Genomic DNA, 26,862 nt, shown 5'->3' on the forward strand with positions numbered 1-26,862 from the left:
CAACCTCAAATCCTATCGTAATTCTCGTTACTTTGGCTAAATTAAACAGAACAACGCATGCTCGACTATATTTATGTAACACCTGTAGCTTCGGCTATTTTCGTAATCACACTTTTAACCAGTTTGCTGGCTTTTTCAAATCCTGAGATCTATGAAAAACTGATTTTAAGCCCGTACCAGGTTTACCGAAAAGAAAAACTTTATACACTTTTTACCAGTGGCTTAATCCATAAAGACTGGCAGCATTTGTTTTTCAACATGCTTTCCTATTACTTTTTTGCTTTTAATCTGGAACGGATTATTGGGCACTGGCAATTTGCAGTTTTGTATATTGTTAGTTTAATATTAAGTGACTTGCCAACAGTTATGCGGCACAGGGAAGATTTCTGGTACCGAACCTTAGGTGCTTCCGGGGCAATTTCTGCAGTTGTCTTCAGCTTCATTATGTTCGATCCGATGACTAAAATGATGATCCTGCCGCTGCCCATTCCTATTCCCGCTATTTTATTTGGTGTTTTATACCTGGTTTACTGCGTTTATGCAGGCCGCCAGCAGGCTGATACGATTAATCATGATGCGCATTTTTATGGCGCTTTAAACGGTATTATCATCACCATTATTTTATATCCTGAAGTAGTTCCTTATTTTTTGGGGAAGCTGGGGCTGCGGTAAATTTTCTTGTTATTTCGACCAGCGGGAGAAATCTTCATTAAATAAGATAAGTTCCTCCTGCTTTAAAGAAGATTCCTCCTATCGTCGGAATGACAGCATAAACCATAATAAGTAAAGCGCAAAATAACTTATCCCGGCAGCTCAATCTTCTCAGCCTTAATAAACATACTGTTTTTATCCACTAAAAAACTCATTGGTTCTTCGGGGTTTTTAATAATTTCCAGCAGCAAAAAGCCCCAGGGTTTCCAGAAGTTTTCTAAAACCTGCCCGTAAACTTTTGGCTTCCATTCATCAAAAAAAGGCTTGGAACTTAAACCTTGCAAGGGCATTGCTTCTATATAAATTTTATTTTCAACCTCCAGTAAATGATATTCTGGCAAGCGGTTAAACAAATAAGCGGAATAAAAAATCCTTCCCGAAAACTCTTCAAATTGAATAGGGTGCAAAGTTTGTCCGGCTATTTTTTGCAGAATTTCCTGATGATAAAGCATATTGGCACTATTGTCCTGCAGACAAAAAATAAACCCAAAATCGTTTAAACGAAGCGAAAAGGTAAGCGAGTTGATCTCATCTCGGTAATTAAACTGATCGGTAGCCGGATTAATTTTAAACAGAAAGAAACTATAAGGTTTAAAACCCTCAAAAACTATCGGTAAAAGAAGCATCTGCAACATGATGTGCAACTGGCTAAACTTGTGCATTAGCGATTGCGAAATATTTAATCCCTGCCCTTGCGCATATTGCTGTTTGATCGCCGATTGCAACTCGTTAAAAATAATACCGTACATAATTTTGCCCGACCAGATAAACAGTTTCCATTCGTCTAAAGCTTTTACTGCTTCAAAACCTTGTTCAAAAGCTGCCTTTATTTCTTCTTCCAGCGGCTCTAAATAAAGTTCGTTTACTTCTGCGGAGCATGGCAGCTTTAAATCTTTGTAAGTCGGGAAATTTTCATCCAGCATTTTAAAAGGCTGGTCGTACAGATTATATTTTGAAAGCAGCCAGGCCGGAAAAACCTGTATTTTTTCTTCTTCAGATTGAAGCGCTTTTCCGGTTAAAAAGCAGGTCCGGTTGCCAAAATTAAACTTGTCGAAAGGCTGATAAATTTCCGTTTGCATATTGCCAAAGATAGAAATGATTTTGGGCAGGATTTTTTAGCTTTATGCGATTTAACATGAAACTGACTTACCAACCTTACGAACTCGAACTGAAACATCCGTTCACGATTTCAAAATTCTCACGAACTTCCACTCCTTTAATGCTGTTAAAATTGGATTACGAAGGATTTACAGGTTACGGAGAAGCTTCCATGGTCCCTTATATGGGCGAAAACCTGGAAACTGCTGCTGCTTTTTTGCAAAAGGTTGATCTAAGCTCCTTTTATCATCCTTTTTTGATGGAAGAAATTATGGCTTATTTAGACAGCCTTGCTCCCGGAAACCCCAATATCAAAGCAGCTATTGATATTGCTTTTCATGATTTGATCGGCAAAATCGAACAAAAGCCGTGTTATCAAATGTTCGGCTCTGATCCGCAGAAAATGCCGGTTACCAGTTACACTTTAGGTTTAGATACGCCGGAAATGATGATCAAAAAAGCGCAGGAAGCAGCTTCTTTTAAGGTGATAAAAATTAAACTTGGACGCGATAATGATGAAGAAATTATCCGTGCCATTCGTTCGGTTACCCAAGTTCCGCTTTATGTTGATGCCAACCAGGGCTGGACAGACCGGCAAAAATCGCTGGATAAAATTTTCTGGCTGCACGAACAAGGCGTAGAACTGATTGAACAGCCGATGGATAAAAACGATTTGGATGGAAATGCCTGGTTAACAGAAAATAGTCCGGTTGCGATTATTGGAGATGAAGCTGTGCAGCGTTTTGCCGATGTGGAAAAAGCAAAAGGCGTTTACCACGGCATCAACATGAAACTGATGAAATCGGCTGGAATGTATGAAGGATACCGGATGATTTTAAAAGCCAAAGAATCAGGTTTAAAAGTATTGATTGGCTGCATGAGCGAAACGAGTTGTGCCACTTTAGCTGCCGCCGCTTTGGCCCCGCTGTGCGATTGGGCTGATTTGGACGGGCCGTTCCTCACCAAAAACAACCCTTACCAAAACCCTGATTTTGCTGATGGAAAATATGTGCTAAAAGAAGCATTTGGTTTGGGTTTGCGGTCGGTTGAAGGTTTGGAGTTGTGAGTTTCCAGTTTCGTCGCGTTGTCATCTCGACGATAGGAGAGATCTTATTCAATCAAAAAAGACTGCTCTAACTTCTTTAAATAAGATTCCTCCTATCGTCGGAATGACAGAGCGCCTATTAACAAAAAAGTAGCACCAATTTGGCACTGCTGATTTTTACGTGGTAAAAGAAGCATTACGGTTTGCTTGTATCTGTAGCTTTTTTACCTTTTTTAGTGGTTATTTCGACAACACCATTTTTACCTTTATCACCATACTTTGCAGTTGCAGTAGCACCGTTCCAAACGCTGATGTTTTCGATATCATTTGGATTTATTTTGACTAAAACATCTTTATCTATTTCTTTTCCGTCTAACAAATAAATCGGGTCGATGCCCATAATTTTAGATTGAATACGGACTACATCTGCTGGAGGGCGTTGGCGTGCAGAATCTTTTCCACCAAATCCACTCATCGTCATATTATCTATATTCATGTTTAAGGCTTTTGCGCGCTTGATAACGCTATCTTCATTCATAAACCTTACAGTGCGTTTAACTGTCGTTTTTCCATAAGTAGTTGTTTCATTGTTACCATTGGTGAATGAAAAATTAATCGGCATCGTATAAGCAACTCTTACCGGTTTGCCATTTTGTGTTCCTGGAATCCAGTCTGGCGATTCTGATAAAACACGTATAGCTTCTTCTCCGCATCCTCCGCCAATGTCGCGCAGCACTTTTATGTTATTTAATTTACCATCTTTCTCTACAATAAAAGAAACGATTACACGGCCTTGCGTTTTTTGATCTTTAGCTTCCTTTGGATAACGGATGGCTTTAGATAAATAATTTCCAAATGCTGCTTGGCCACCAGGAAAAGTTGGCAGTTTTTCTACAGCTGCAAAAGACACAATAGAACTATCAGTAGTTGAAGGAAAATTATACTTTGCAACTAACTTATTAACGCGCGTCATATCGAGAAGAATAATCAAAGGAGTTTTATTTTTTAGATCCGAAAAGCTCGTTGTTATTGTTACATATCCTACAAGTTCAAAAGTTAACAAATCGCCTTCCGTATAATCCGTTAATTTAAAGCTTCCTTCTTGATTTGTATTAGCAGAATTGCCTTTTTTAGCATAGGAAACTTTGACATTAGCTAAGGGATCGCCATTAACATTAACCACTTTCCCTTTTAAAGTCGATGCTGTTTTTATCCTACTTTTTTCTGTAGAAGCTGGTTCAGCAAGAGAGCTTGCCTGTTTGCTAATATCCTGCGCTACTTCCGTCAGCGTTGCATCACTGCTGATTTTATCTGAAATTTTACGAATGGTTTTCTGCTCGCTTACGGTTGCTGAAGTCAGGATCAGCATGGCTACAAAAAGTGGCGCTGATAAACCATATTTAAGCAGCGCGCTCCGGCGGGAAGGGTTTTTATGCAGCATCATGATGCGTTGTTTTAAAAGTGAGTGGTTAAAAAAACTGTTGGTTAAGGTATTTGGCTGAACATTCATGGTTTGGCTAAGCAGTAACAGTGCATAATCTGATTTATCGACCCCGAAACTGAGGGCATTACGGTCGGCAATAAATTCATGAATGTATTTGATAGCTTTCCGGTAGAAATAAATTACCGGGTTAAACCAGTTGAGGATGGCTAATACTTCAAACAAAAGCACATCGGCAGAATGAAATTGAATGGCATGAACCCTTTCATGTTGCAGGATAACATCTTTTTGCGGCAGGTTTTCATCAACCTTGATCTTACCAAAAAAGGAAAAAGCGCTTCCGTTTTCTTCCGATTGCATGTACCTTTTCAGCTTAACAAAACGATAAAATAAGCGTGCTAAAAGAAGCATGGCTACTGCCCAGTAAACTACCGAAAAAAATTGAGAAATGGTAAAACCACTTTCTGTTGCTGGTGAAACCCGATAAACAAAACCAGGATCTATATAATAAATGGTTTGCTGTACTTTTTGTGTGATAAACAGGTTTTTAACCCATTCTGCCTGCATCATTGGAATGAAAAATGATAGCAGCGCCGCCGAAACCAGGTAAATGCGGTTGAGCATAAAATAGGTTTCCTTGCGCAAAAGCAGGAGATAAAACCCGTAAAACAGCGCTAAATACAGGTTTGCCAATATTAGATAGTGCCACCAGTTCATGATTATTTATTTTTAAGTTTTTCAATCATTTTTATAATCTCATCTGCTTCTTTCAGGTCAATTTTTTCCTTCTCCACAAAAAAGGAAAACATGCGCTCTACGGAGTTGTCGAAATAGCCATTCAGCAGTTTATCGGCAGAAAAATTCTGATATTCTTCCTTGCTCACCAGCGGATAATACTGATGGCTTTTGCCAAAAGAGTTGTGGCCGATAAAGCCTTTGGTTTCCAGAATGCGGATAAAAGTGGAAACCGTATTATAAGCAGGTTTCGGCAGCGGCAATTCGTCGATCACTTCTTTTACAAAGGCTTTTTCCAGCTGCCATAATACCTGCATAATCTGTTCTTCTGCGCGGGTTAGTTCTTTGATCTGTTTCATAAAACTAAGTTATAACTATTATTTTAGTTTTACAACTAAAAAATTAAAAAAGAACTTTTATCAAAAAAAGACGTTGACCTCAACTTAAAGAATAAAGACTACATGAATATAACTTTCCATGGCGCTGCACGCAATGTAACAGGCAGTAAACATTTATTAGAACTTGGTGACGGAACACGTATTTTGCTGGATTGCGGCATGTTTCAGGGAATGGGCGAAGAAACAGAAGAATTGAACGAGTATTTCGGCTTCAACCCCAAAAAAGTAGATTACATGGTCCTTTCCCACGCTCATATTGATCATTGCGGATTAATCCCGCGTTTAGTTGCAGAAGGTTTTGAAGGGCCGATTTTTTGTACTTCGGCAACCATGGATTTGGCGAGGATATTAATGACGGATTCTGCCCGGATACAGGAACAGGATTCGGCATATAGCAATAAACACCGCCGACAAAAAAACCTGAAAGAATTAAGCTCGCTTTACACCGAAGAAAACGTATTTGAAGCCTTGCGTTTGTTTAAAATTGTAGAGTACGGCGAAGAATTTGATATTACGCCGCGCATCACTTTAAAATTTACCGATGCAGGCCATATTATCGGCAGCGCTTCGGTGCATTTATCCATTTTAGAAGATGGAAAATTTACGCAGTTAACTTTTAGCGGAGATGTTGGCCGGTACAATGATCTGTTGCTGAAAAGCCCGCAGCCTTTTGCCCAGGCAGATTATATTATCCTGGAATCAACTTATGGTGATTCATTGCATAAAGACCTGGAGCCAATAGAAGATCAGTTAAAAGAAATGATCGAGCAAACTTGTTTGGTAAAAGGCGGTAAGCTCATTATCCCGGCATTTAGTGTTGGCCGCACGCAGGAACTATTGTACGCATTAAACAGTTTAGAGTTAAAAGGTATTTTGCCCGATGTTTGCTACTATGTTGATAGTCCGCTATCAGAAAAAGCAACAAAAGTTTTAAAAGAACATCCCGAAGTATATAATAAAGGTGTACAGAAAGTGCTCGAAGTAGATGCTGATCCGTTTGCTTTTAAAAATTTAAGGTTTATCGAGATGCTGGCAGAATCTAAAGCGTTAAACGATGATCCGCGGCCTTGTGTCATTATTTCTGCATCCGGCATGGCGGAAGCCGGCCGTGTAAAACATCATATTAAAAACAACATCAGCAACCAGCGCAATACTATTTTAATGGTTGGTTATTGTGAGCCTAATTCTTTAGGCGGACGTTTAAGCAAGGGCGATAAATGGGTTTCGATATTTGGAGAAGAATACCAGGTAATGGCAGATGTAAAAGTGATTAAATCGATGAGTGCGCATGGAGATTATGAAGACCTGCTGCGGTTTTTATCCTGCCAGGACCCGAAAGATGTGAAAAAGATATTCTTAGTTCATGGCGAATACAACGTGCAGCAAAACTTTGCCGAGCGCATCAAAACGTATAATTTTAAGGAAGTGGAAATTCCGGAACAACACCAAAAGGTAGAGTTGTAGAGGGGAAAGGCGGAAAGGTTATATGCATTGTCATCTCCAACGGGAGAGATCTTCTTTAAACAAAAATAAAACTACGTTGATTAAAGAAGATTCCTCCTATCATCGGATAACATGTGCTTATGGTAACCACATCTTCTTTAAAAACATTTGCGAAAGCATCATAATTACAACGATAAAAGGAGTATCAGGTAAAACGGATACTTCTTTTACCACCTAAAAATTAGTAAGCTTTTTATATAGGGCCAACTGCATTTAACAACTTTGTTACAGCCCCGTAAATGATTTAAGTTTTAATTTGGGCAATGATTAAAATTTGCCGGTAAAAGAAGCAATGCTTCTTTTACCGGCAAAAAACAGGTGACTAATTGACTGGAATGATGAAAAAAACTTTACTCAGCACTTTTTTAATAACTTCTTTAAGTATCTGTGCTTTTGCGCAAACTACCATCATCAAACAAGATCCGCAGATCAGTAAAATGGTGGATGAGGTTTCATCAAAAAACATAGAAACCATTGTTCGTAAACTGGTGAGTTTTAAAACCCGCCATACGTTAAGCGATACAACCAGCAAAACAACCGGCATCGGCGCAGCCAGAAACTGGATCAAGGCCGAAATGGAAAGATACGCAGCAGCTTCGGGTGGAAGAATGAAAGTTGAGTTTGATACGTTTACCCAACCTGCCGGCGGCCGCATTGATAAGTCTACGGTTTTAAAAAACGTTTTGGCTATTTTAAAAGGAACGGACCCTAATGATACCCGTATTTATATGGTTTCCGGCCATTATGATTCGCGGGTAAACGATGTAATGAATGCCAATGCTGTTGAACCCGGCGCTGTGGATGATGCTTCGGGAACTGCGCTATCCATGGAACTCTGCCGCGTGATGGCCTCCAGAAAATTTCCTGCAACTATTATTTTTATGGCTGTTGCCGGCGAGGAGCAGGGCTTAAACGGGTCATCAAACGTAGCCAAACGTGCAAAAGCAGAGAACTGGAACATTGATGCCATGCTGAACAATGATATTGTAGGCAATACTTACGGTATGGAAACAGGTTTAAAAGATAACCGAAGTGTACGGGTTTTTAGCGATGGCGTTCCTACCATCGCTGCAAAAGATGAAAAAGCAATTGCTGGTTTAATTGCTTTAGGCGGAGAAAATGACAGTCCATCGCGGCAACTCGCGCGTTATACCAAAGAGATTGGCGAACGTTATGTAGCACAATTAGATGTAAAAATGATCTATCGCCGCGACCGGTTTTTGCGCAGTGGTGATCATGTCCCCTTTTTACAGCAAGGATTTACCGCGGTCCGTTTTACCGAAATGAACGAAGATTTTAACCGCCAGCACCAGGACATCCGCAAAGAAAACGGCGTGGATTATGGCGATCTGCCTGATTTTGCCGATTATGATTATATCCAGAAAGTTGCCCGGATGAATTTATCAGTATTGGCCAACCTTGCTTTAGCTCCTGCAGAACCGCAAACCGTAGGCGTAATTACCAGCGGTTTAACCAATAAAACTGCCTTAAAATGGGAAGCGTCAAAAACCGGCAAAAAACCGGCCGGTTATTATGTAATGATGCGCGAAACCATTAGCCCATACTGGGAAAAGAAGTTTTTTGTAACAGATACAAAAGCAACTATGGATTACTCTAAGGATAATTACTTTTTTGCCGTACAAGCTGTTGATGAACAAGGGCACGAAAGCTTACCGGTTGTACCGAAACCAATAAGATAAGTTATTGGAATTGGTTGAATTAAAATCAATTCTGATGCTTCTTTTATCAGGTAAAAGTTCTTACCAAACCTGCTCCTTCACCACTTCGCAAACAGTCTGGAAAAGGTTCATTTTTCCGGAGAATAAAGAAACAGTTTCCGGGCTGGTTATTTCAAAAGTGCGCAAATGCCCCACTTCATAATTGATGCCCAAGAGCAAAGCAAAAATTACAGGTGCTAAAAGAAGTATAAAAGGGTTTGTGTTGTTGATGAATTTTTTCATGACTATCGGTTTGATGGATCAAAGAAAAAACTAATTGCAGAGCTGCTAAACAGGTATTAGGCAAATCCGTAAGAAAAGCCGGTAAACAGCAGTTTTTTACCGACGAAAAAATTTACCGATAAAGTTAAAATTTCATTTTTATGAAACTATCGCTACAAAGATTTTTTAACCGGCTCTAACAAATCCCACAGATTGCCATACAAATCTTTAAAAACGGCAACAGTACCATAAGGTTCCTCCTTTGGTTCTCGTACAAATTCAACTCCATTTGTGCTCATTATAGCAAAGTCTCTTCGGAAATCATTTGTATATAGAAAAAAAGCAACCCTGCCACCAGTTTGATTACCAATACTTAGCTTTTGCTTTTCGTTTGCTGCTTTTGCAAGTAAAATACAGGATTCAACAGATGTTGACGGCGCAATTAAAACCCATCGTTTTGTTGTTGTTAAAACAGTATCTTCAACTAAAACAAAACCTAATTTTGTAGTAAAATATTCAATTGCTTTATCGTAATCGTCAACAACAAGAGTTACATGAGCAATAATTCGCTTCATTTTAATTATCGAAACTGGTAGATAAACTTACTTGTCCCAATGCTTCTTTAATTAACCTTTCTGCACGTTTAACTAAAATTTCTGCCGGTTGCTTTTCCGGTTCTATCGGTTCTAACACTTCAAATTCCAGTTTTAAAAAAGTCCCTAACGGGAAAGTACCAAACCGCACCATTTTCCAGGAATTGCAGATGGCAACCGGAACAAGTAGTGCATCCGGACATTTTTTTAACAAGGTAGCAATCCCTCCGATTTGGAAGTCTTTGACAACTCCATTTTTTGATCGTGTCCCTTCCGGGAAAATTACGGCCGACCAATTGTTTTCCTTCATCCGCAAACCTAATTTTAACATTTCGGGAATGGCCTGCCGCGAATCCTTTCGGTCAATATTAGCGCCACCGCCATATTTTAGATTGAAAGAAATGGAAGGAATACCTTTAGTTAGTTCGATCTTAGAAATAAATTTTGCATGATACTTCCGCAGAAACCAAATGAGCGGCGGAATATCGTACAAACTTTGATGATTGGCGATAAAAATGATTGGCCGGCTTAATGGTAAATGAGCATAATTGGTAAAACTAACCGTATTGCCAAGCAAATAATAAGTAGAAACGAGGCAAAAGTTTAAAAGATCAACAACAGATTTGTGCGCTTTGTATCCTAAAAAACGAAAGGCGATCCATTGTAAAGGATGAAAAATCAGCAGAAAAAAAGTGAATGCGATGTAATGCAGCGGCGTTAAAAGATAGCTCAATAACTTTTTCATGGTAAAAGAAGCATTAACCGTTTAAGCTGTTAACTGGTTTTCTGATATTAGAATATGTACTCTTAACACAGCGGCAACCGTAATGGCATCAGTAATTTCGCCTTTGCAAACCATTTGGTAAACTTCTTCAAAAGGCAGTTTTTTAATGATTAATTGCTCGGTTTCTTCCGGTTCGGCTTCAAACTGTTCCAGGTTTTGGGCGAGATAAATGATTGCCTCTTCATCACAAACAGAATTAGAAAGATACATGCGCTGAATTTCCGTCCACTTTGCAGCTTTTAAACCGGTTTCTTCGAGCAGTTCCCGTTTGGCAGAATCAAGCGGAGAACTTTCTAACGGCCCGCCCCCTTCCGGAATTTCCCAACTGTATTTATTTAGAGGAAAGCGATATTGGCCAACCAGATAAGTGTTTCCCTCTTCATCCAGCGGTAAAACACCAATTGCTTTATTTTTAAAATGAACTTTACCATAAATCCCCGGGTTTCCCGAAGGATTAATCACCTTAAATTCGGTTAAATTAATCCAGGGGTTATCGTAAATATTTTCTTCGAGATTGATCTTCCAGGGATTAATTTCACTCATTCAGCAAAAAATATAGGGTAAAAGAAGCATTGGATTATAGACCGAATGCTTCTTTTACCTGCTCTAAATAATCCAGTTTCTCCCAGGTAAAAAGCTCTACCTCTACTTTGGTTTCCTCGCCATTAGGTGTAAAAAAAGATTTGGTTACCGTTTGGGAAGCTTTGCCAAAATGCCCGTAAGCAGCGGTTTCAGCATAAATTGGGTTACGCAATTTAAAGCGTGTTTCGATGGCGTAAGGCGTCATATCAAAAATAGCAGAAACCTTTTCTGCTATTTCCCCATCGTGCATACTTACTTTGGCTGTTCCGTAAGTATTAACGTAAATTCCCATAGGCTGCGCTACGCCAATAGCATACGAAACCTGAACCAAAACTTCATCACAAACACCGGCAGCAACTAAGTTTTTAGCGATATGACGGGTGGCATAAGCCGCAGAACGGTCAACTTTAGAAGGGTCTTTTCCGGAGAAAGCGCCGCCGCCATGTGCACCTTTACCGCCATAAGTATCTACAATAATTTTTCGTCCGGTTAAACCCGTATCGCCGTGCGGGCCACCAATTACAAATTTACCCGTTGGGTTAATGTGATATTTGATCTCCACATTAAAAAAATGACTGTATTTAGGATATTTTGCTTTTACACGCGGAATAAGTACTTGGATGATATCTTCCCTGATCTTATCAAGCATCGCTTTTTCTTCGTCAAAATCATCATGTTGGGTAGAAATAACAATGGCATCAATCCGGATAGGCTGGTTATCATCATTATACTCCAACGTTACCTGGGATTTTGCATCCGGGCGCAGGTATTGAATTTGTGTATTTTCACGACGGATTGCAGCCAGTTCTATCAATAACGCATTGGCAATATCCAAAGTAAGCGGCATGTAATTGTCTGTTTCAATGGTGGCATAGCCAAACATCATTCCCTGGTCGCCGGCACCTTGCAACTGCTTGTTTTCGCGGTCAACGCCCTGGTTAATGTCCGGAGATTGTTCGTGGATGGCAGATAAAACACTACAAGAGTTACCATCAAACATATAAGCGCCTTTAGTATAACCAATTTTGTTGATCACATCGCGTGCAATTTTCTGAACATCTAAATAAGCTTTAGATTTTACTTCTCCTGCTAAAAAAACCTGGCCGGTGGTTACCAGCGTTTCACAGGCAACTTTAGAATCAGGGTCGAAGGCAAGGAAATTATCGATTAAAGCATCAGAAATTTGATCGGCAACTTTATCGGGATGTCCTTCTGAAACAGACTCCGAAGTAAATAAATATGACATAGCTATTTTAACGAAAGTGTAAATAAACAGTAAATAGCTGATCTGGATTGCAAGCGCAAAAAGGAATACGTTTTTAGCACTTTTTTTAATGTGGTTGCAATCAATTCAAATCAGTCCACTTAACAGGCAGCAAAATTAAAACATTTTTATAATTGCCCAAATCGCAATCAAATTTGTTTTTTTAAATTTATATGCTGTTTTTAGGGCACCAAAATATGAGTGCGGTTGAGAAGCAAAAAAGGATTATCAGAAAGATGAGCTATGAATGTTGTTAATAGGTCAGGCACAATTTTTTAGGCTATAAAAACAGTATCAAAGATTAAATCTCATTGCATTCAGTTAATTTAAAGTGAGTAAAAAAAATAAGAATATTTCGGGCGTAGTTTATTCTACCAATCCTGATTTTGAATATGAGCAGGAAAATAAAGAAGCAGAGACTTTGCCGGTTCAGCAGCAACAGCTTAAGATTTTCCTTGACCGAAAATCTGGAGGCAAATTAATAACGCGGATTGCTGATTTTAAAGGCAGTGAAGAAGATTTAGAAAAATTAGGCAAAAAATTAAAAACAAAATGCGGGGTTGGAGGCGCTGTAAAAGACGGGGAAATACTAATACAAGGAAATTTTCGTGATAAGGTACTCGAAATTTTGAAAATTGATAATTATAAAGCAAAAATAGCAGGAGGATAAGCAAGATATTTTACACTACCGTAAATAGTGTATATTTTACACTTAACACTTGCATAAATTGATTATTTTCTTTTTAATTGTAAAAAGAAAATGCTTAAAATGCATTAGCTGCTCTTTGTAAAAGCAATTCTTTATTTGTAATTTTATACGGCAGTTTAATAAATGATACGGTTAAATGATAATTAAGGTTACATTTATTCTTTTTTAAATAATTGTAAAACTTTAAATTTGTTATTGCATTGTTAAAAACACCATTAATAAAGTCTATATTTATAAAACTAAAATCTAACTAAAACTAAACAATCTAAAAAATGGCAACTACTCCACCAAAACCAACAACAACAGTAAAAAAAGAAAGCTCAGGTTCATCGAGCATTTTTGCATCTTTAGTAATTCCAATTGCTTTTATAGTAGCTATATTAGTATATATGTTTGTTTTGGGTGATCCAAGTCACTACAAAGGTGGTGATGTAGAACACGGCGATCCGACAGATTACTTTGGAACCGTACACAGAGGAGGGCCAATTGTACCCGTGTTAATGACTTTCTTACTATGTGTAATTATTTTTTCTATAGAAAGATTTGTAGTTATTGGTAAAGCAGCAGGTTCTGGTAATGTTGATGCTTTTATCAAAAAAGTACAAGCTTATTTAAATTCTGGTAATATCGAAGCTGCAAGTGCAGAATGCGATAAACAAAAAGGTTCTGTTGCAAACGTAATTAAATCAGGTTTGAAAAAATACCGTGAAATGGAACTGGAAACCAATATGGATGTGGACCAGAAATGTTTAGCTATCCAAAAAGACATTGAAGAAGCAACTTCTTTAGAAATGCCTATGCTGGAGCAAAACTTAACCATTATTGCAACTTTGGTATCTATCGGTACATTAACCGGTTTATTAGGTACGGTAACCGGTATGATCAGGGCGTTCGCTGCATTAGCAACATCAGGTGCCCCTAATCAGGCTGCTCTTGCAACTGGTATTTCAGAAGCATTGATCAATACAGCATTAGGTATCTTCACTTCAACTTTAGCTGTTATTGCTTATAACTTCTTTACGTCTAAAATTGATACTTTAACCTATGCTATTGATGAAACAGGTTTTAGTATCGTTCAAACTTATGCAGCATCTCATAAGAATTCTTAATTCTTTGTGCCCATTTGTTTATTTATCATTATAACAAATTATATTAATTAAAAGCAATTATGCCAAAAGCTCATATAAAAAGAAAAAGTACTGCAATTGATATGACGGCAATGTGCGATATGGCTTTCCTTTTGCTTACTTTTTTCATTCTTACTTCTAAATTTAAAACAGAAGACCCTGTTCCGGTAGACATTCCCGGATCCTCAGTCCTTGTTAAATTACCGGATGATGTTGCTACGTTAACTATTGGCGAGGGAAAAGTTTTTTTTGGGATGGAAGGCGAAGCAATCCGGAGGCAAACACTGGAAAGCGTTGGCCAGAAGTACAATATTACTTTTACACCCTCAGAAAAAGCACAGTTTGAAACCCTGCCATCATTTGGTGTGCCTATTGCCAGCATGAAGCAGTTTCTGGATATGACCCCAGATCAGCGTAAGGCGCTGAAACAGCCCGGGATCCCAACAGATTCTGTTAGTAATGAATTGTTTAATTGGGTCCGTGAAGCACGCGTTTCTGCAAAAGCACTTGTAAATAAAGAATTAAGGATTAGTATTAAAGGTGACAGTAAGGAAGAATATCCTACTATTAAAAAGGTAATTGACGTATTGCAAAAGCAAAAAGTAAATAAATTTAGCCTGATTACTTCATTAAGGGTTGCAAAATAATTAAACTAAAATAAAATGGCAGAATTAGATACCTCCGGGGGTGGCAAGAAAGGCGGAGGAAAAGTAAGAAGTAAAAAAGCATCCACCCGTGTTGATTTAACAGCCATGGTAGATTTGGCGTTCTTACTGATTACGTTTTTTATGCTTACCACAACATTAGCTAAACCACAAGCAATGGATTTAGCTATGCCAGATAAGGATGAAAAGATTAAAGATCAAAAACCTGTTCCGGCTTCCAGAACAATGACAGTATTGCTTGGAAGTAAAGATAAGTTAGAATACTTTGTAGGTGAACCAGGAAAAGTGCCGCCAACCGCTACCGATTATGGTAAGAATGGCATTCGTAAAGCACTACTTGACAACTATCAACGGGTTAAACAACAATCAGGAGGAAAAGAAATGATTGTTATTATCAAGCCATCAGATAAATCAAACTATAAAAACATGGTTGATATATTAGATGAACTGAAAATTGCCAATTTACAGATTTATGCTATTGGGGATATCCTTCCTAATGAGATTGATTTGTTAAAAAGGGATGGGTTATACTAATATAATCCATTATAATAAAAAGAATATTAAAATCGTTAATTACAATAAATTATAAACACAAACCATGGCAAGATTAGATATACTGAATCCGGAATGGCTTGATGTTGTTTTTAGTGGCCGTAATAAGGCTTATGGAGCTTATGTGCTTCGTAAAGAAAATGCAAAGACTTCTGTAAGGGCTTTAATCATCGCCAGTTCTTTGTTTTTGCTTGCTATTGCAATGCCCACTATTATTAACAAGATCAAGGGTTTTATTCCGAAGGCCGATGAAAAGGTAAAAATTCAGGATGTGGTATTAACGCCGCCACCGGCAGTTGATATGACAAAACCTCCTCCACCGCCTCCAACAGTGGAACCACCTAAACCAAAGGTTGATCAGGTTCGTTTTCCACCTCTTGTTGTAAAACCAGACAATCAGGTGCCTGAAAAAGATCCACCAACGGTAAAAGAGCTGGAAGTAAAAGATCCTGGACAAAAGGATCAAAAAGGCGATCCTTCTGCTGATATTCGTATTGATGAAGCGGTAGGTAATTCTGATGTTAAACAAGCAGTTGTAGAAGAAAACACAAATGCGATTGTAAGTTTTGCAGCAGTAGAAAAATTGCCACAATTTCCAGGTGGCGAAGCAGCTTTTGGTAATTATTTAAGTAAAAGCATTCGTTATCCGCCAGTTGCTAAGGAAAATAATACTCAAGGACGTGTTATTGTATCCTTTGTAGTAGAAAAAGATGGTAGTTTAACAGACATTAAAGTGCTACGCGATATCGGCGGTGGCTGCGGGCCAGAAGCTGTCCGGGTTTTATCTAAGTCACCACATTGGACACCTGGCATACAAAACGGTAAAGCGGTACGTGTTGCTTACACAATGCCGATTAACTTTACCCTTGCAGGAGATCAGTAGTAGATTGTTATGTTAAATGGATTTAATTTTAAGGAGAAACCGCTCAAAGAGCGGTTTCTCCTTATTTTAGGGCTGGTCACATTTATTTGTTTTTTAGGATTAGGTTTAATGATTATGTTTTGGAACAAGCTTCCTTTAAACATGACCACTACTCAAAAATATCTATTTGGATCTGTAATTATTATTTATTCAATTATCCGTTTTTCAAGATTATTTACTAAAAGATGAAATCAACAAGAATAAGCTTTTTAACTTTTGCTTTATTATTGATTATTATTCTTGCTTCTTGTAATGAAAATAATGCTGATAATGGTTCAGATCAATTTACTTCTGGAAGCTATAATTTTATTTTTGATGATTCCCTTTCTCCTCTTTTAGACCAAGAAATATATGTTTTTAAATCTATTTATGCTGATGCAAAACCTAATGTTATTTATCAGCCTGAAAACAAGATTTTAGATTTAATTTTAAATAATAAAGCACGGTTTGCAGTGATGGGGCGAACACTAAGGCCTGATGAAGTTAAGATACTAAATAATAGAAATTTGCCACCAAAAATTGGCAAAGTTGCTGTTGATGCAATAACTGTAATTGTTGCTAAAAATTCACCTGACTCTTTAATGTTATTATCGGATATTAAAAACTTGTTCGGCAAAAATACTAAAGGGAATAAAAATCTCGTTTTTGATAATCAAAACTCAAGTATAATTAGTTATTTTAAAAACTTTTCGGGCATTTCTCAATTAGAACAAAAAAATATTTTTGCCCTTAAAAACAGCAAAGAAGTTATAAAATATATTGCAGCCCATCAAAATGCTATTGGTTTTATCAGTTATAGCTGGCTAACAGAACCGGATGCAGATTATGAAAATGCAGTAAATAATATTAAAATAGTGGGTATTAAAGATGAAAGTTCGAAAGACGAACCAAATAGTTATTTTAAACCAAACCAATCAACATTAGCTCTAAAACAATATCCCTTAAGAAGGTCTGTATATGTAATAGATTGTACGGGCAAAGTAGGATTAGGCACAGGTTTTGCGTCATTTTTACAAAGTGAAAGAGGGCAAAAAATAGTGCTAAGATCAGGCTTACTGCCAGATTCTATGCCTACAAGAGAAATAACTATAAAAAAGGACTTATAATTTAACATTTAGAATTTTAACTATGAAGATGATCAATAAAGCAGCAATGACCATTTCCGGTTTAGCCATGTTAAGTTCTTCTGTTTTTGCGCAAAGTTTGGCAGATGCCAAAAAAGCAATAGATGCAGAACAATACCAGAAGGCCGAGTCGATGCTGAAAAACCTGACACAAACCCAACCGTCTAAAGATGAAAATTATTTTTATCTGGGGTGGCTATATTTAAAAAAGGACTATTCTGATTCTGCAAGGGCTACCTTTACAAAGGGAATTAGTATTAACCCAAAATCAGCTTTAAATTATGCTGGTTTAGGTGCAGCAGACCGTGTAGATAAAAACACAGCCGCTGCAAAATCTAACTTTGATAAAGCTGTTGCTGTTATTGATAAAAAAGACACAGAACCTTATGTGTATATTGGGAAGGCATATTTGTTAGATCCCAATCCGGATGCAAATGCAGCTATTCAGATTTTACAAAAAGGTATAGCAGCAAACCCTAAAGAAAAAAATCCGGAGTTATATGCTGCTTTAGGTGATGCTTACCGTTCGCAGTTGAAAAATACAGATGCTTATGATAATTACACTCAGGCATTAGCTATTAATCCAAAAATGGTAAGTGCAGTGGTAGCAACGGGGGTGATCTGGAAACAAGCTAACAATTTTGAAGATTCTGAAAAAGAGTATCGTAAAGCCTTGTCTATCGATCCAAGTTACGGTCCTGCTTATCGTGAATTAGCAGAGACCTATTTACGATGGGGCAGAAACAGTACAAAGACTGTTTCCGAGCAGAAATACAAACAAGCGGTAGATTTTTATAAAAAATATCTTGACTTAACTGATCGGTCCATCGATTCCAGATTACGTTATGCTGAGTTTCTGGTTTATGCTGAGGACTATAAAGCTTTAGAGCAGGAAGCAAATGAATTAGCCAAGATAGCTCCTAAAAATGATTTAATTGTTTACAGGTTCTTAGGATACTCTGCTTATGAAAATAAGAATTACGCTGCAGGCCTTGATGCTTTAAACAAATTTATAAGCCAGGCTAACCCAAAAAGAATTATTCCATTAGATTATTTGTACCAGGGGCGTTTGCAAATTGCTTTAGGCCAAGATTCATTAGGTATAAATTCATTAAGAAAAGCTTTACAATTAGATACGAATCAAGTTGAAGCTTATGGAGAGATAGCCAAATCACTTTATAATCAAAAGAAATATCTGGAAGCCGGAGATGCTTATAAAACATATATAGCTAAATCTCACGAAGCTACTTTAAATGATTATTTGAGGGAAGGCGTTAGTTATTACAATGCATTTAAGGCCCAATACTATAGTACTGCAACTCCGAAACCAATTCCGGATACAACATTAATTGTAAAAGCTGATACTGCATTTAATTATATACAGAAGCACGCAACGGCACCAATAGCTACGGTGGCGCTTTACGAAGCAAGGGCAAATGACCTGAAAGAACCGAGCCGGAATACTTCTCAAGGTTACGCTAAGCCATACTATGAGCAATACATTCAATTAATTACTGCTAAAGGGCCCGTTGCTGATGCAGATAAGCAGTTTTTAGCGGAAGCATATGTGTATCTGGGAACCTATTATGAGTATGTGGAGAAAAACGAAGCTAAAGCTGCTGAAAATTTTGCTAAAGCAAAAGAGAATGACCCAACAAACAAGCAAGTAGCGGATTTCTTTGCAAGGAAAGGCGGAGGTGCTGGCAAAAGCAAGTAAAACAGAATTGCTTTATATAAAAAGGCCTCGTTTAGAGGCCTTTTTATATATTTGAAGAATTTTTAAAAGTATTTTTATGGAAGCACAAAGTTTACCGATAAATTATCTTCCCATTATCTTTCAAATGATTGTAGCAATAGGTTTTGTATTCACTACCATGTTGGTAACTCATAAATTAGGCCCTAAAAGAAGCACGAAAGATAAACTAACTCCATTTGAATCTGGTATAGAAGTAATAGGAAATGCTCGGACACCTGTTTCCATCAAATATTTTCTGGTAGCTATCCTTTTTGTGCTTTTTGATGTAGAAGTAATTTTCATGTATCCATGGGCCGTTAATTTCAGGGATTTAGGATCAGATGGCATGATCGAAATGTTCATCTTTATGGGAACATTGCTGCTTGGTTTTATTTATATCCTGAAAAAGAAAGCGTTAGATTGGGATTAACTACAATAGAATAATTCTAAATACGTTAACTCTTAATCAGTGCCTGTTACACAAAAATTTATTATTGTAGATTTGTACTCATCTTTAAAAAAGATGAGTTTTTGTCATTAAAATATGAGTGATATTAAGGTAGTTGAAGCGCCGCCAGGAGTAGAAGGTTCTGGCTTTTTTGCCACTTCTTTAGATAAAGCAATAGGAATGGCCCGCTCGCATTCACTATGGCCTTTGCCTTTTGCAACCTCTTGTTGCGGAATTGAGTTTATGGCCACAATGGGTTCACATTACGATTTAGCAAGGTTCGGGGCAGAAAGATTGAGTTTCTCGCCGCGGCAGGCAGATTTGTTAATGGTGATGGGAACGATTGCAAAGAAAATGGCGCCGGTTTTACGTCAGGTTTATTTACAAATGGCAGAGCCGCGTTGGGTAATGGCTGTTGGTGCCTGTGCATCCAGCGGAGGTATCTTTGATACTTATTCTGTTTTACAGGGTATCGATGAAATTATTCCGGTTGATGTTTATGTTCCGGGTTGTCCGCCCCGGCCGGAAGGAATAATCGATGGGTTTATGAATATACAAAAATTAGTGCAAACAGAAAGCGGTAGGAGAAGAGAAGCACCAGAATATAAAGAGTTGTTGGCTAAATATGGAATTCAATAATGGGTAAGATTCTTAACGATGATGTTATCAATCAGTTGAATTTAAAATTTGGAGAACAGGTTTTACCGCTTTCAGAGCCTTCTGATTTATTGAATTTTGAAACTTCACGCGAGTCAATTATCGAAGTTTTAACATTTTTAAAAACTAACGCTGCCCTTCAGTTCAATTACTTAACTGACATTACCGCTGTTCATTTTCCAGACAAGGAAAAGCAATTTGCTGTTGTTTATCATTTGCATAGTTTTGTAAATAATATCAGGATAAGGGTTAAGGTTTTCCTTAGTGAAAGCGACGTTCATATCCCAACAGCTACGAATTTATGGAATGGCGCTAATTGGATGGAGCGCGAAACCTATGATTACTTCGGAATTGAGTTTGACGGACATCCGGACCTAAGAAGGATTTTAAATGTGGATGACATGACGGTTTTTCCAATGAGAAAAGAATTTCCGCTGGAAGACCCAAACCGTGTAGATAAAAAAGATTATTTTTTTGGAAGATAGGAGCTAATTATAAATGGAAAATTTTCCTGTTTTTACTGATAACGATCCGCAGGATTCGCCTACAACGTTAAACCTCGGCCCAACACATCCTGCCACACATGGCGTATTTCAGAATGTGTTGCAAATGGACGGCGAAAGGATTGTCAGCGGTGTTTCTACCATCGGATATATACATCGTGCTTTTGAAAAAATTGCCGAACATCGTCCTTTCTATCAAATTACGCCCTTAACTGACCGTATGAACTACTGCTCATCCCCCATCAATAATATGGGCTGGCACATGACAGTGGAAAAATTACTTGATATAAAAACACCAAAACGGGTGGATTATCTAAGGGTAATTGTGATGGAACTAGCCCGTATTTCAGATCATATCATTTGTAATGGTGTTTTAGGTGTAGATACAGGTGCATTTACCGGCTTTTTATACATGATGCAATACCGGGAAGCCATTTACGAAATTTATGAAGAAGTCTGTGGTTCGCGCTTAACTACAAATATTGGGCGCATAGGTGGTTTTGAACGTGATTTTAATGAAATCGCTTTTAGAAAAATACGTAAATTTCTGGTTGATTTTCCTCCGGTTTTAAAAGAGTTTGAATCTCTTTTTAACCGTAACCGTATATTTATTGATCGTACGCGTGGTGTTGCGCCTGTTGATGCCGAAACAGCTTTAAGTTATAGCTGGAGCGGCCCATTGTTAAGGGCAACAGGTGTTGATTATGATGTTCGTGCAATGGAACCTTACAGTTCTTATGAAGACTTTGATTTTGAAGTCCCGGTAGGAACAAATGGCGATGTTTACAGTCGTTTTATGGTCCGTAATGAAGAGATGAAACAAAGTATGCGAATGATTGGGCAGGCTTTGCAAAAACTTGAAAAAGAGCCAAAAGGCGTTTTTCATGCTGATGTACCCGAATATTACCTTCCTCCAAAACAGGAAATTTATAACAACATGGAAGCTTTGATCTATCACTTTAAGATTGTGATGGGCGAAGTAAAAACACCGGTAAAAGAAGTTTATCATGCTGTAGAAGGTGCCAACGGAGAATTAGGTTTTTACCTGATCAACGACGGTGGCCGCTCACCTTTCAGATTGCATTTTCGCAGGCCAAGCTTCATCAATTACCAGATGTACGCACCAATGAGCCAGGGAATGTTACTATCTGATGCTATTATCAACATGAGTAGTTTAAATGTAATTGCAGGAGAGTTAGATGCTTAAAATTGAAGAAACCACCGTAGTACACGAGTTTTCTCCTAGGATGTACCAGCAATTTCAGGAAATTGTAAAGCGTTATCCGCCAGAACAACCTAAAGCAGCCTTATTGCCAATTTTACATGTAGTACAGGCAGCGTTTGGCTGGCTTAGTGTTGATGGAATGGACAAAGTTGCTTCTTACTTAGATATTCAGCCGATTGAGGTTTACGAGGTCGCTTCTTTTTATACCATGTATTTTTTACGTCCACAGGGAAAATACATGCTGGAAGTTTGCCGTACAGGCCCTTGTTGTTTGGTAGGGGCAGAAAAGATCATGAAATACATAGAACACAAGTTAGGCGTAAAAGAAGGTGAGGTAACGCCTGATGGACTTTTTAGCTGGAGAGGTGTAGAATGTTTGGCTGCCTGTGGCTTTGCTCCGGTTTTACAGATCGGGCCCGAATACACTTTCTATGAAAATTTGACGGAAGAAAAAGTTGATCAGCTGATAGAGAAATTAGGTGGTAAAAGAAGCATCGAGGCAAATCAGCAACTGACAAATTAATATGGGACGAAAACTATTATTAGAACATATTGACGTTGAAGGCATTCAAACTTTTGATGTTTACCGTTCCAAAGGCGGCTACGCCGCTGTAGAAAAAGCCTTGAAAACACTTACTCCGGAAGAAATTGTAGAGGAAGTAAAGAAATCAGGTTTACGCGGCCGTGGCGGTGCAGGTTTCCCTACGGGAATGAAATGGAGCTTTTTGGCGAAGCCGGAAGGCAAACCGCGTTATTTGGTTTGCAATGCTGATGAATCTGAACCGGGAACGTTTAAAGACCGTTTTTTAATGACTAAAATCCCTCATCTTTTGATAGAGGGAATGATCATTGCCAGCTTTGCGCTTGGTGCAAAAACTTCTTATATCTACGTTCGCGGCGAAATGATGCCGCAAATTCGCATTCTGGAAAAAGCAATTGCTGAAGCTAAAAATGCAGGATTTTTAGGAAAAAACATATTAGGAACAGGTTACGAACTTGAGTTATACGTTCAGCCAGGCGGCGGAGCTTACATCTGCGGAGAAGAAACCGCATTAATTGAATCGCTGGAGGGCAAGCGCGGCAATCCGCGTATTAAACCTCCGTTTCCGGCTATCGCTGGTTTATGGGGTTGCCCAACGGTTGTAAATAATGTTGAATCAATTGCAGCAGTTGTACCAATTATTCGTGATGGCGGAGAAGAATATGCTAAAATTGGAATTGGCCGAAGCACCGGAACTAAACTGATTTCGGCTTCCGGAAACTTAGTAAAACCAGGAATTTACGAGATTGAATTAGGTGTTCCGGTAGAAGAATTTATTTATTCTGACGAATTCTGCGGTGGTATCGCCAACGGCAAACGTTTAAAAGCAGTTGTTGCCGGAGGTTCATCCGTTCCAATCCTTCCTGCTAATTTAATCACCAAAACCATTAACCAGGAGGCAAGGTTAATGAGCTACGAATCTTTGTCTGATGGTGGTTTTGCAACCGGTTCGATGATGGGTTCCGGCGGTTTTATTGCTTTTGATGAAGATCAGTGCATCGTTAGAAATACCTGGAACTTTGCGCGTTTTTATCACCATGAAAGCTGCGGACAATGTTCGCCTTGCCGCGAAGGAACAGGCTGGATGGAAAAAGTTTTACATCGGTTAGAATACGGCCACGGCAAATTAAGCGATATTGATTTGCTGGTAGATGTTTCTAAAAAAATAGAAGGCAATACCATTTGTCCGTTAGGAGATGCTGCTGCCTGGCCGGTTGCCAGCGCGATCCGCCATTTTAGGGATGAGTTTGAATGGCATGTTACCGAACCAAGACTTTGTTTAGAGCGTAATTACGGTTTAGCGCATTATGCTGATCCTTTGCCAAAACCAGAACCTGCAGTTGCAGTATAAAAAACAGGTGATAAAAGAAGCATCGTTAGCATGCTTCTTTTATCACCTAAAAATAAACATCCTGGCTTTAAAGTTTTTATTGTTGATTGAGAGATTAAAAAATGTCAGATATAGTTAAAGTAAGCATAGACGGGATACCGGTTGAAGTAGCACCGGGAACAACTATCCTCAATGCTGCAAGGCAAATCGGGGGCGATATTGTGCCGCCTGCCATGTGCTATTACTCTAAATTAGAAGGGAGCGGCGGTAAATGCCGTACATGTTTGGTTAAAGTAAGCAAAGGATCAGAAAAAGATCCGCGCCCAATGCCAAAATTAGTTGCTTCCTGCAGAACTACTGTGATGGATGGGATGGAAGTGCAAAACATTACTTCGGCAGAAGTAATTGAAGCAAGAAAGGGCATTGTAGAAATACTATTATTGAACCATCCGTTGGATTGTCCGGTTTGCGATCAGGCCGGGGAATGTTCCTTACAGGATTTAGCTTACGAACACGGCGCGGCAAAAACACGTTATGAGTTTGAGCGCCGGAAATTTGAACGAATTGATATTGGGGATAAAATCCAGTTGCACATGACACGCTGCATTTTATGCTATCGTTGTGTTTTTGTTGCCGATCAAATTACCGATCATCGTATCCATGGTATTTTAAACCGAGGTGATCATTCCGAAATCTCAACTTATATTCATAAAGCAGTTGATAACGATTTTTCGGGAAACGTAATTGATGTTTGCCCGGTTGGCGCTTTAACAGATAAAACTTTCCGCTTTAAAAATCGTGTTTGGTTTACCAAACCGGTAGAAGCGCACCGCGATTGCGATAAATGCTGCGGAAAAGTAACTTTATGGTACAAGGGCGAAGATGTTTTAAGGGTAACCGGCCGTAAAGATGTTTATGGAGAAGTAGAAGAATTCATCTGCAATACCTGCCGTTTTGAGAAAAAGAGAACAGACGACTGGGTAATTGAAGGCCCACGTAATGTTTCGAATACTTCCGTAATCAGTTCCAACCATTATGGTTCTTTGCATCAGCCACCTGTTATTAAGAAAAATCTGGCTTTGCAGGAATCAAACAAAGAACAATTAGAACGTTATACCAGATTATAAATGGAATTAGCTTTAGTTATAGAAAAATTTATTCTGGTTGCGATCATTTTCGGGATCAGTTTAGTAACCGCCATGTATTCTACTTATGCCGAGCGTAAAGTAGCTGCATTTTTGCAAGACCGCGTTGGCCCGAACCGTGCCGGCCCTTTTGGTATTTTTCAGCCAATGGCAGATGGCGCCAAAATGTTTATGAAGGAGGAAATTATTCCTACTCAATCCAGTGGTTTGTTATTTATTGTTGGCCCGTCGCTGGCTATTTTGACGGCTTGTATCGGCTCTGCCGTAATTCCCTGGGGGCAAACTTTAACCATTGGTTCGCGTGTAATTGATTTGCAGGTAACCGATATCAACGTAGGCATCTTATACATTTTTGGCGTGGTTTCACTGGGTGTTTATGGAATTATGATTGGTGGCTGGGCATCTAACAATAAATATTCTTTGTTGGGAGCAATTCGCGCGGCATCACAAAATATCAGCTACGAGATTGCAATGGGATTATCCATTATTGCATTATTGATGTTAACCGGAACTTTAAGCCTGAAAGAAATTGCACAACAGCAGCATGGTTTTTGGGCAAATGGCTGGTTTACCTGGAACTTTTTCCGTCAGCCTTTAGGTTTTTTAATATTTATTATTTGTGCTTTCGCAGAAACCAACCGCAGTCCATTTGATTTACCGGAATGTGAAACAGAACTGGTTGGCGGTTATCATACTGAATATTCTTCCATGAAGTTAGGTTTCTACCTTTTTGCAGAATACATCAACATGTTTATTTCATCGGCAGTAATGGCTACTTTATATTTTGGTGGTTATAACTTTCCGTTTATGCACCATTTGGGTTTATCAGAAAACCTGGTAACTATTTTAGGCGTGGTTGCTTTGTTTGCTAAAATCATTTTCTTCATCTTCTTTTTCATGTGGGTCCGATGGACAATTCCGCGCTTCCGCTATGATCAATTGATGAACCTTGGCTGGAAAGTATTAATCCCGCTTGCTATTGCCAACATCGTTTTAACCGGTGTTTTTGCTACAATTTTTAAATAACCGGATTGAATAAATGGAATCATTAACTAATAAAAAGAAAGTTCTCGAATCAAAGCCGCTTAACTTTTGGGAGCGCGCTTATTTACCTGCTATTGCGCAAGGACTTTCCATCACCATAAAGCACTTCTTTAAAAAGCCGGCTACGATTAGATATCCTGAAGAAAAACGCGAATTTTCCGAAAATTACCGGGGCTTACATTCTTTAAAAAGAGATGAAGAAGGCAGGGAGCGTTGTACAGCTTGTGGTTTATGTGCATTATCTTGTCCGGCAGAAGCCATAACAATGATTGCAGGAGAGCGCCAGGCGGGAGAAGAAAAGCTTTATCGCGAAGAAAAATATGCAGCAGTTTACGAAATAAACATGTTGCGTTGTATCTTTTGCGGTTTATGTGAAGAAGCTTGTCCGAAAGAAGCAATTTACTTAGACGGCGATATTGTACCATCAGATTTTCTGCGGAAAGATTTTATCTACGGAAAAGACAAATTAGTAGAAGCGCCCTTGAATCAATAAGTTTTATACCTTTGCCCTCGTTCTTGCCCGGGCAGAGGTATTTTTATTTTAACCCATGAGTTTATTTTACTTCGTCGCATTCTTATCTGTATTCTTTTCGCTGCTCGTGATCTTTTCTAAAAATCCGGTGCACAGCGTTCTTTACCTCATTCTAACATTTTTTACTTTTACCATTCACTACTTTTTGCTTAACGCGCAATTTTTGGGGATAGTGAATTTCATCGTGTATATGGGTGCCATCCTGGTGCTGTTTTTATACACCTTAATGTTGATGAACCTGAACCAGGAGACAGAGCCGGTAAAATCAAACCTGTTGAAAGTGATCGGTGTGATTGCCGGTGGTTGTTTATTGGTAACGCTGATTGCTTCTTTAAAAGTTTCGGGCAATTCTGAAATGGTGATTTTAAAAGACCCTAATCTCGGTTTGGTAAAAAATCTTGGTAAAGTGCTGTTCAACCAGTTTCTACTCCCGTTTGAAGTTTCCTCAATCCTGCTGTTTTCTGCAATGGTAGGCGCTGTTTTATTGGCCAAAAAAGAATCCTGATCTA

Annotated in this window: 29 protein-coding genes; 21 read left to right on the plus strand and 8 right to left on the minus strand. The window is 38.6% G+C overall.

Features of this window, described 5'->3' with window-relative positions:
* The first annotated feature begins 57 nt into the window (after nucleotides 1-57).
* Nucleotides 58-672 (plus strand): rhomboid family intramembrane serine protease, encoded by a 615-nt coding sequence (locus GO621_RS00580; protein ID WP_157562896.1) that lies wholly within the window; start codon nucleotides 58-60, stop codon nucleotides 670-672.
* A gap of 128 nt (nucleotides 673-800) precedes the next feature.
* Here the strand turns inward: GO621_RS00580 and GO621_RS00585 are convergent, their stop codons facing one another.
* Nucleotides 801-1,790: a hypothetical protein gene (locus tag GO621_RS00585; protein ID WP_157562898.1), complete on the minus strand. Its 990-nt coding sequence runs from the start codon at nucleotides 1,788-1,790 to the stop codon at nucleotides 801-803.
* Between the two features lie 56 nt (nucleotides 1,791-1,846).
* Here GO621_RS00585 and GO621_RS00590 point away from each other — a divergent pair, with 56 nt between their 5' ends.
* Entirely contained in the window at nucleotides 1,847-2,875 is a 1,029-nt protein-coding gene (locus tag GO621_RS00590) for a dipeptide epimerase (RefSeq protein ID WP_157562900.1), read from the plus strand.
* A 175-nt stretch (nucleotides 2,876-3,050) separates the two neighbouring features.
* Here the strand turns inward: GO621_RS00590 and GO621_RS00595 are convergent, their stop codons facing one another.
* Nucleotides 3,051-5,012 (minus strand): TonB family protein, encoded by a 1,962-nt coding sequence (locus tag GO621_RS00595; protein ID WP_157562903.1) that lies wholly within the window; start codon nucleotides 5,010-5,012, stop codon nucleotides 3,051-3,053.
* 2 nt (nucleotides 5,013-5,014) lie between these two features.
* Nucleotides 5,015-5,389 (minus strand): BlaI/MecI/CopY family transcriptional regulator, encoded by a 375-nt coding sequence (locus GO621_RS00600; RefSeq protein ID WP_157562906.1) that lies wholly within the window; start codon nucleotides 5,387-5,389, stop codon nucleotides 5,015-5,017.
* Between the two features lie 102 nt (nucleotides 5,390-5,491).
* On the opposite strand from GO621_RS00600, the gene GO621_RS00605 reads away from it, so the two are divergent.
* Both GO621_RS00605 and GO621_RS00610 read left to right on the plus strand, forming a co-directional pair.
* On the plus strand, nucleotides 5,492-6,892 hold the full coding sequence (locus GO621_RS00605) for an MBL fold metallo-hydrolase RNA specificity domain-containing protein (protein WP_157562909.1): 1,401 nt from the start codon (nucleotides 5,492-5,494) through the stop codon (nucleotides 6,890-6,892).
* Between the two features lie 377 nt (nucleotides 6,893-7,269).
* The gene (locus GO621_RS00610; RefSeq protein ID WP_157562911.1) at nucleotides 7,270-8,631 is read left to right on the plus strand and encodes a M28 family peptidase; all 1,362 of its coding nucleotides are present in this window, start codon (nucleotides 7,270-7,272) and stop codon (nucleotides 8,629-8,631) included.
* A gap of 60 nt (nucleotides 8,632-8,691) precedes the next feature.
* On the opposite strand, the gene GO621_RS00615 is transcribed toward GO621_RS00610, so the two are convergent.
* The 5 genes from GO621_RS00615 to metK form a co-directional block, all read right to left on the minus strand.
* Nucleotides 8,692-8,892, minus strand: coding sequence for a hypothetical protein (locus GO621_RS00615; protein WP_157562914.1), 201 nt, complete (start codon nucleotides 8,890-8,892; stop codon nucleotides 8,692-8,694).
* Nucleotides 8,893-9,044: 152 nt separating this feature from the next.
* Nucleotides 9,045-9,446: a VOC family protein gene (locus GO621_RS00620; RefSeq protein WP_157562917.1), complete on the minus strand. Its 402-nt coding sequence runs from the start codon at nucleotides 9,444-9,446 to the stop codon at nucleotides 9,045-9,047.
* 1 nt (nucleotide 9,447) lies between these two features.
* Nucleotides 9,448-10,209 (minus strand): lysophospholipid acyltransferase family protein, encoded by a 762-nt coding sequence (locus GO621_RS00625; RefSeq protein WP_157562920.1) that lies wholly within the window; start codon nucleotides 10,207-10,209, stop codon nucleotides 9,448-9,450.
* A 21-nt stretch (nucleotides 10,210-10,230) separates the two neighbouring features.
* Nucleotides 10,231-10,791, minus strand: coding sequence for an NUDIX domain-containing protein (locus tag GO621_RS00630; protein ID WP_157562922.1), 561 nt, complete (start codon nucleotides 10,789-10,791; stop codon nucleotides 10,231-10,233).
* A 34-nt stretch (nucleotides 10,792-10,825) separates the two neighbouring features.
* Nucleotides 10,826-12,076: a methionine adenosyltransferase gene (gene metK / locus GO621_RS00635; RefSeq protein WP_157562925.1), complete on the minus strand. Its 1,251-nt coding sequence runs from the start codon at nucleotides 12,074-12,076 to the stop codon at nucleotides 10,826-10,828.
* A gap of 349 nt (nucleotides 12,077-12,425) precedes the next feature.
* On the opposite strand from metK, the gene GO621_RS00640 reads away from it, so the two are divergent.
* The 17 genes from GO621_RS00640 to GO621_RS00720 all read left to right on the plus strand — a co-directional run bounded on the left by GO621_RS00640 (nucleotide 12,426) and on the right by GO621_RS00720 (nucleotide 26,858).
* Nucleotides 12,426-12,764 carry a translation initiation factor gene (locus tag GO621_RS00640; RefSeq protein WP_317163358.1) on the plus strand — a complete coding sequence of 113 codons (339 nt, stop codon included), beginning with the start codon at nucleotides 12,426-12,428 and terminating at the stop codon, nucleotides 12,762-12,764.
* Between the two features lie 311 nt (nucleotides 12,765-13,075).
* Entirely contained in the window at nucleotides 13,076-13,912 is an 837-nt protein-coding gene (locus tag GO621_RS00645) for a MotA/TolQ/ExbB proton channel family protein (RefSeq protein WP_157562928.1), read from the plus strand.
* Between the two features lie 59 nt (nucleotides 13,913-13,971).
* Complete coding sequence (locus GO621_RS00650) at nucleotides 13,972-14,577, plus strand: ExbD/TolR family protein (protein WP_157562931.1); 606 nt, start codon at nucleotides 13,972-13,974, stop codon at nucleotides 14,575-14,577.
* A 15-nt stretch (nucleotides 14,578-14,592) separates the two neighbouring features.
* Complete coding sequence (locus GO621_RS00655; RefSeq protein WP_157562934.1) at nucleotides 14,593-15,129, plus strand: ExbD/TolR family protein; 537 nt, start codon at nucleotides 14,593-14,595, stop codon at nucleotides 15,127-15,129.
* Between the two features lie 64 nt (nucleotides 15,130-15,193).
* Nucleotides 15,194-16,030, plus strand: a complete 837-nt coding sequence (locus tag GO621_RS00660; protein ID WP_157562937.1) for an energy transducer TonB — start codon at nucleotides 15,194-15,196, stop codon at nucleotides 16,028-16,030.
* A gap of 224 nt (nucleotides 16,031-16,254) precedes the next feature.
* Complete coding sequence (locus GO621_RS00665; protein ID WP_157562941.1) at nucleotides 16,255-17,175, plus strand: PstS family phosphate ABC transporter substrate-binding protein; 921 nt, start codon at nucleotides 16,255-16,257, stop codon at nucleotides 17,173-17,175.
* A 22-nt stretch (nucleotides 17,176-17,197) separates the two neighbouring features.
* Nucleotides 17,198-18,910 (plus strand): tetratricopeptide repeat protein, encoded by a 1,713-nt coding sequence (locus tag GO621_RS00670; protein ID WP_157562944.1) that lies wholly within the window; start codon nucleotides 17,198-17,200, stop codon nucleotides 18,908-18,910.
* A gap of 76 nt (nucleotides 18,911-18,986) precedes the next feature.
* Complete coding sequence (locus GO621_RS00675) at nucleotides 18,987-19,358, plus strand: NADH-quinone oxidoreductase subunit A (protein ID WP_157562947.1); 372 nt, start codon at nucleotides 18,987-18,989, stop codon at nucleotides 19,356-19,358.
* A 114-nt stretch (nucleotides 19,359-19,472) separates the two neighbouring features.
* The gene (locus GO621_RS00680; RefSeq protein ID WP_157562950.1) at nucleotides 19,473-20,015 is read left to right on the plus strand and encodes an NADH-quinone oxidoreductase subunit B; all 543 of its coding nucleotides are present in this window, start codon (nucleotides 19,473-19,475) and stop codon (nucleotides 20,013-20,015) included.
* Nucleotides 20,015-20,518 (plus strand): NADH-quinone oxidoreductase subunit C, encoded by a 504-nt coding sequence (locus GO621_RS00685; RefSeq protein ID WP_157562953.1) that lies wholly within the window; start codon nucleotides 20,015-20,017, stop codon nucleotides 20,516-20,518. The genes GO621_RS00680 and GO621_RS00685 overlap by 1 nt, the downstream gene beginning before the upstream one ends.
* 13 nt (nucleotides 20,519-20,531) lie before the next feature.
* Nucleotides 20,532-21,743 (plus strand): NADH-quinone oxidoreductase subunit D, encoded by a 1,212-nt coding sequence (locus tag GO621_RS00690; protein WP_157562956.1) that lies wholly within the window; start codon nucleotides 20,532-20,534, stop codon nucleotides 21,741-21,743.
* Nucleotides 21,736-22,284: an NADH-quinone oxidoreductase subunit NuoE family protein gene (locus GO621_RS00695; protein WP_157562959.1), complete on the plus strand. Its 549-nt coding sequence runs from the start codon at nucleotides 21,736-21,738 to the stop codon at nucleotides 22,282-22,284. The genes GO621_RS00690 and GO621_RS00695 overlap by 8 nt, the downstream gene beginning before the upstream one ends.
* Nucleotide 22,285: 1 nt before the next feature.
* Entirely contained in the window at nucleotides 22,286-23,653 is a 1,368-nt protein-coding gene (nuoF, locus tag GO621_RS00700; RefSeq protein ID WP_157562962.1) for an NADH-quinone oxidoreductase subunit NuoF, read from the plus strand.
* A 101-nt stretch (nucleotides 23,654-23,754) separates the two neighbouring features.
* Nucleotides 23,755-24,759, plus strand: a complete 1,005-nt coding sequence (locus tag GO621_RS00705) for a 2Fe-2S iron-sulfur cluster-binding protein (protein ID WP_157562965.1) — start codon at nucleotides 23,755-23,757, stop codon at nucleotides 24,757-24,759.
* A complete protein-coding gene (gene nuoH, locus GO621_RS00710; RefSeq protein ID WP_157562968.1) occupies nucleotides 24,760-25,803 on the plus strand; it encodes an NADH-quinone oxidoreductase subunit NuoH in 1,044 nt (347 codons plus the stop codon).
* A 13-nt stretch (nucleotides 25,804-25,816) separates the two neighbouring features.
* Nucleotides 25,817-26,314, plus strand: coding sequence for a NuoI/complex I 23 kDa subunit family protein (locus GO621_RS00715; protein WP_157562970.1), 498 nt, complete (start codon nucleotides 25,817-25,819; stop codon nucleotides 26,312-26,314).
* 55 nt (nucleotides 26,315-26,369) lie between these two features.
* The gene (locus tag GO621_RS00720; protein ID WP_157562973.1) at nucleotides 26,370-26,858 is read left to right on the plus strand and encodes an NADH-quinone oxidoreductase subunit J family protein; all 489 of its coding nucleotides are present in this window, start codon (nucleotides 26,370-26,372) and stop codon (nucleotides 26,856-26,858) included.
* The last annotated feature ends 4 nt before the right edge of the window (nucleotides 26,859-26,862 follow it).

Source organism: Mucilaginibacter arboris, from assembly GCF_009754915.1.
GTDB lineage: Bacteria > Bacteroidota > Bacteroidia > Sphingobacteriales > Sphingobacteriaceae > Mucilaginibacter_A > Mucilaginibacter_A arboris.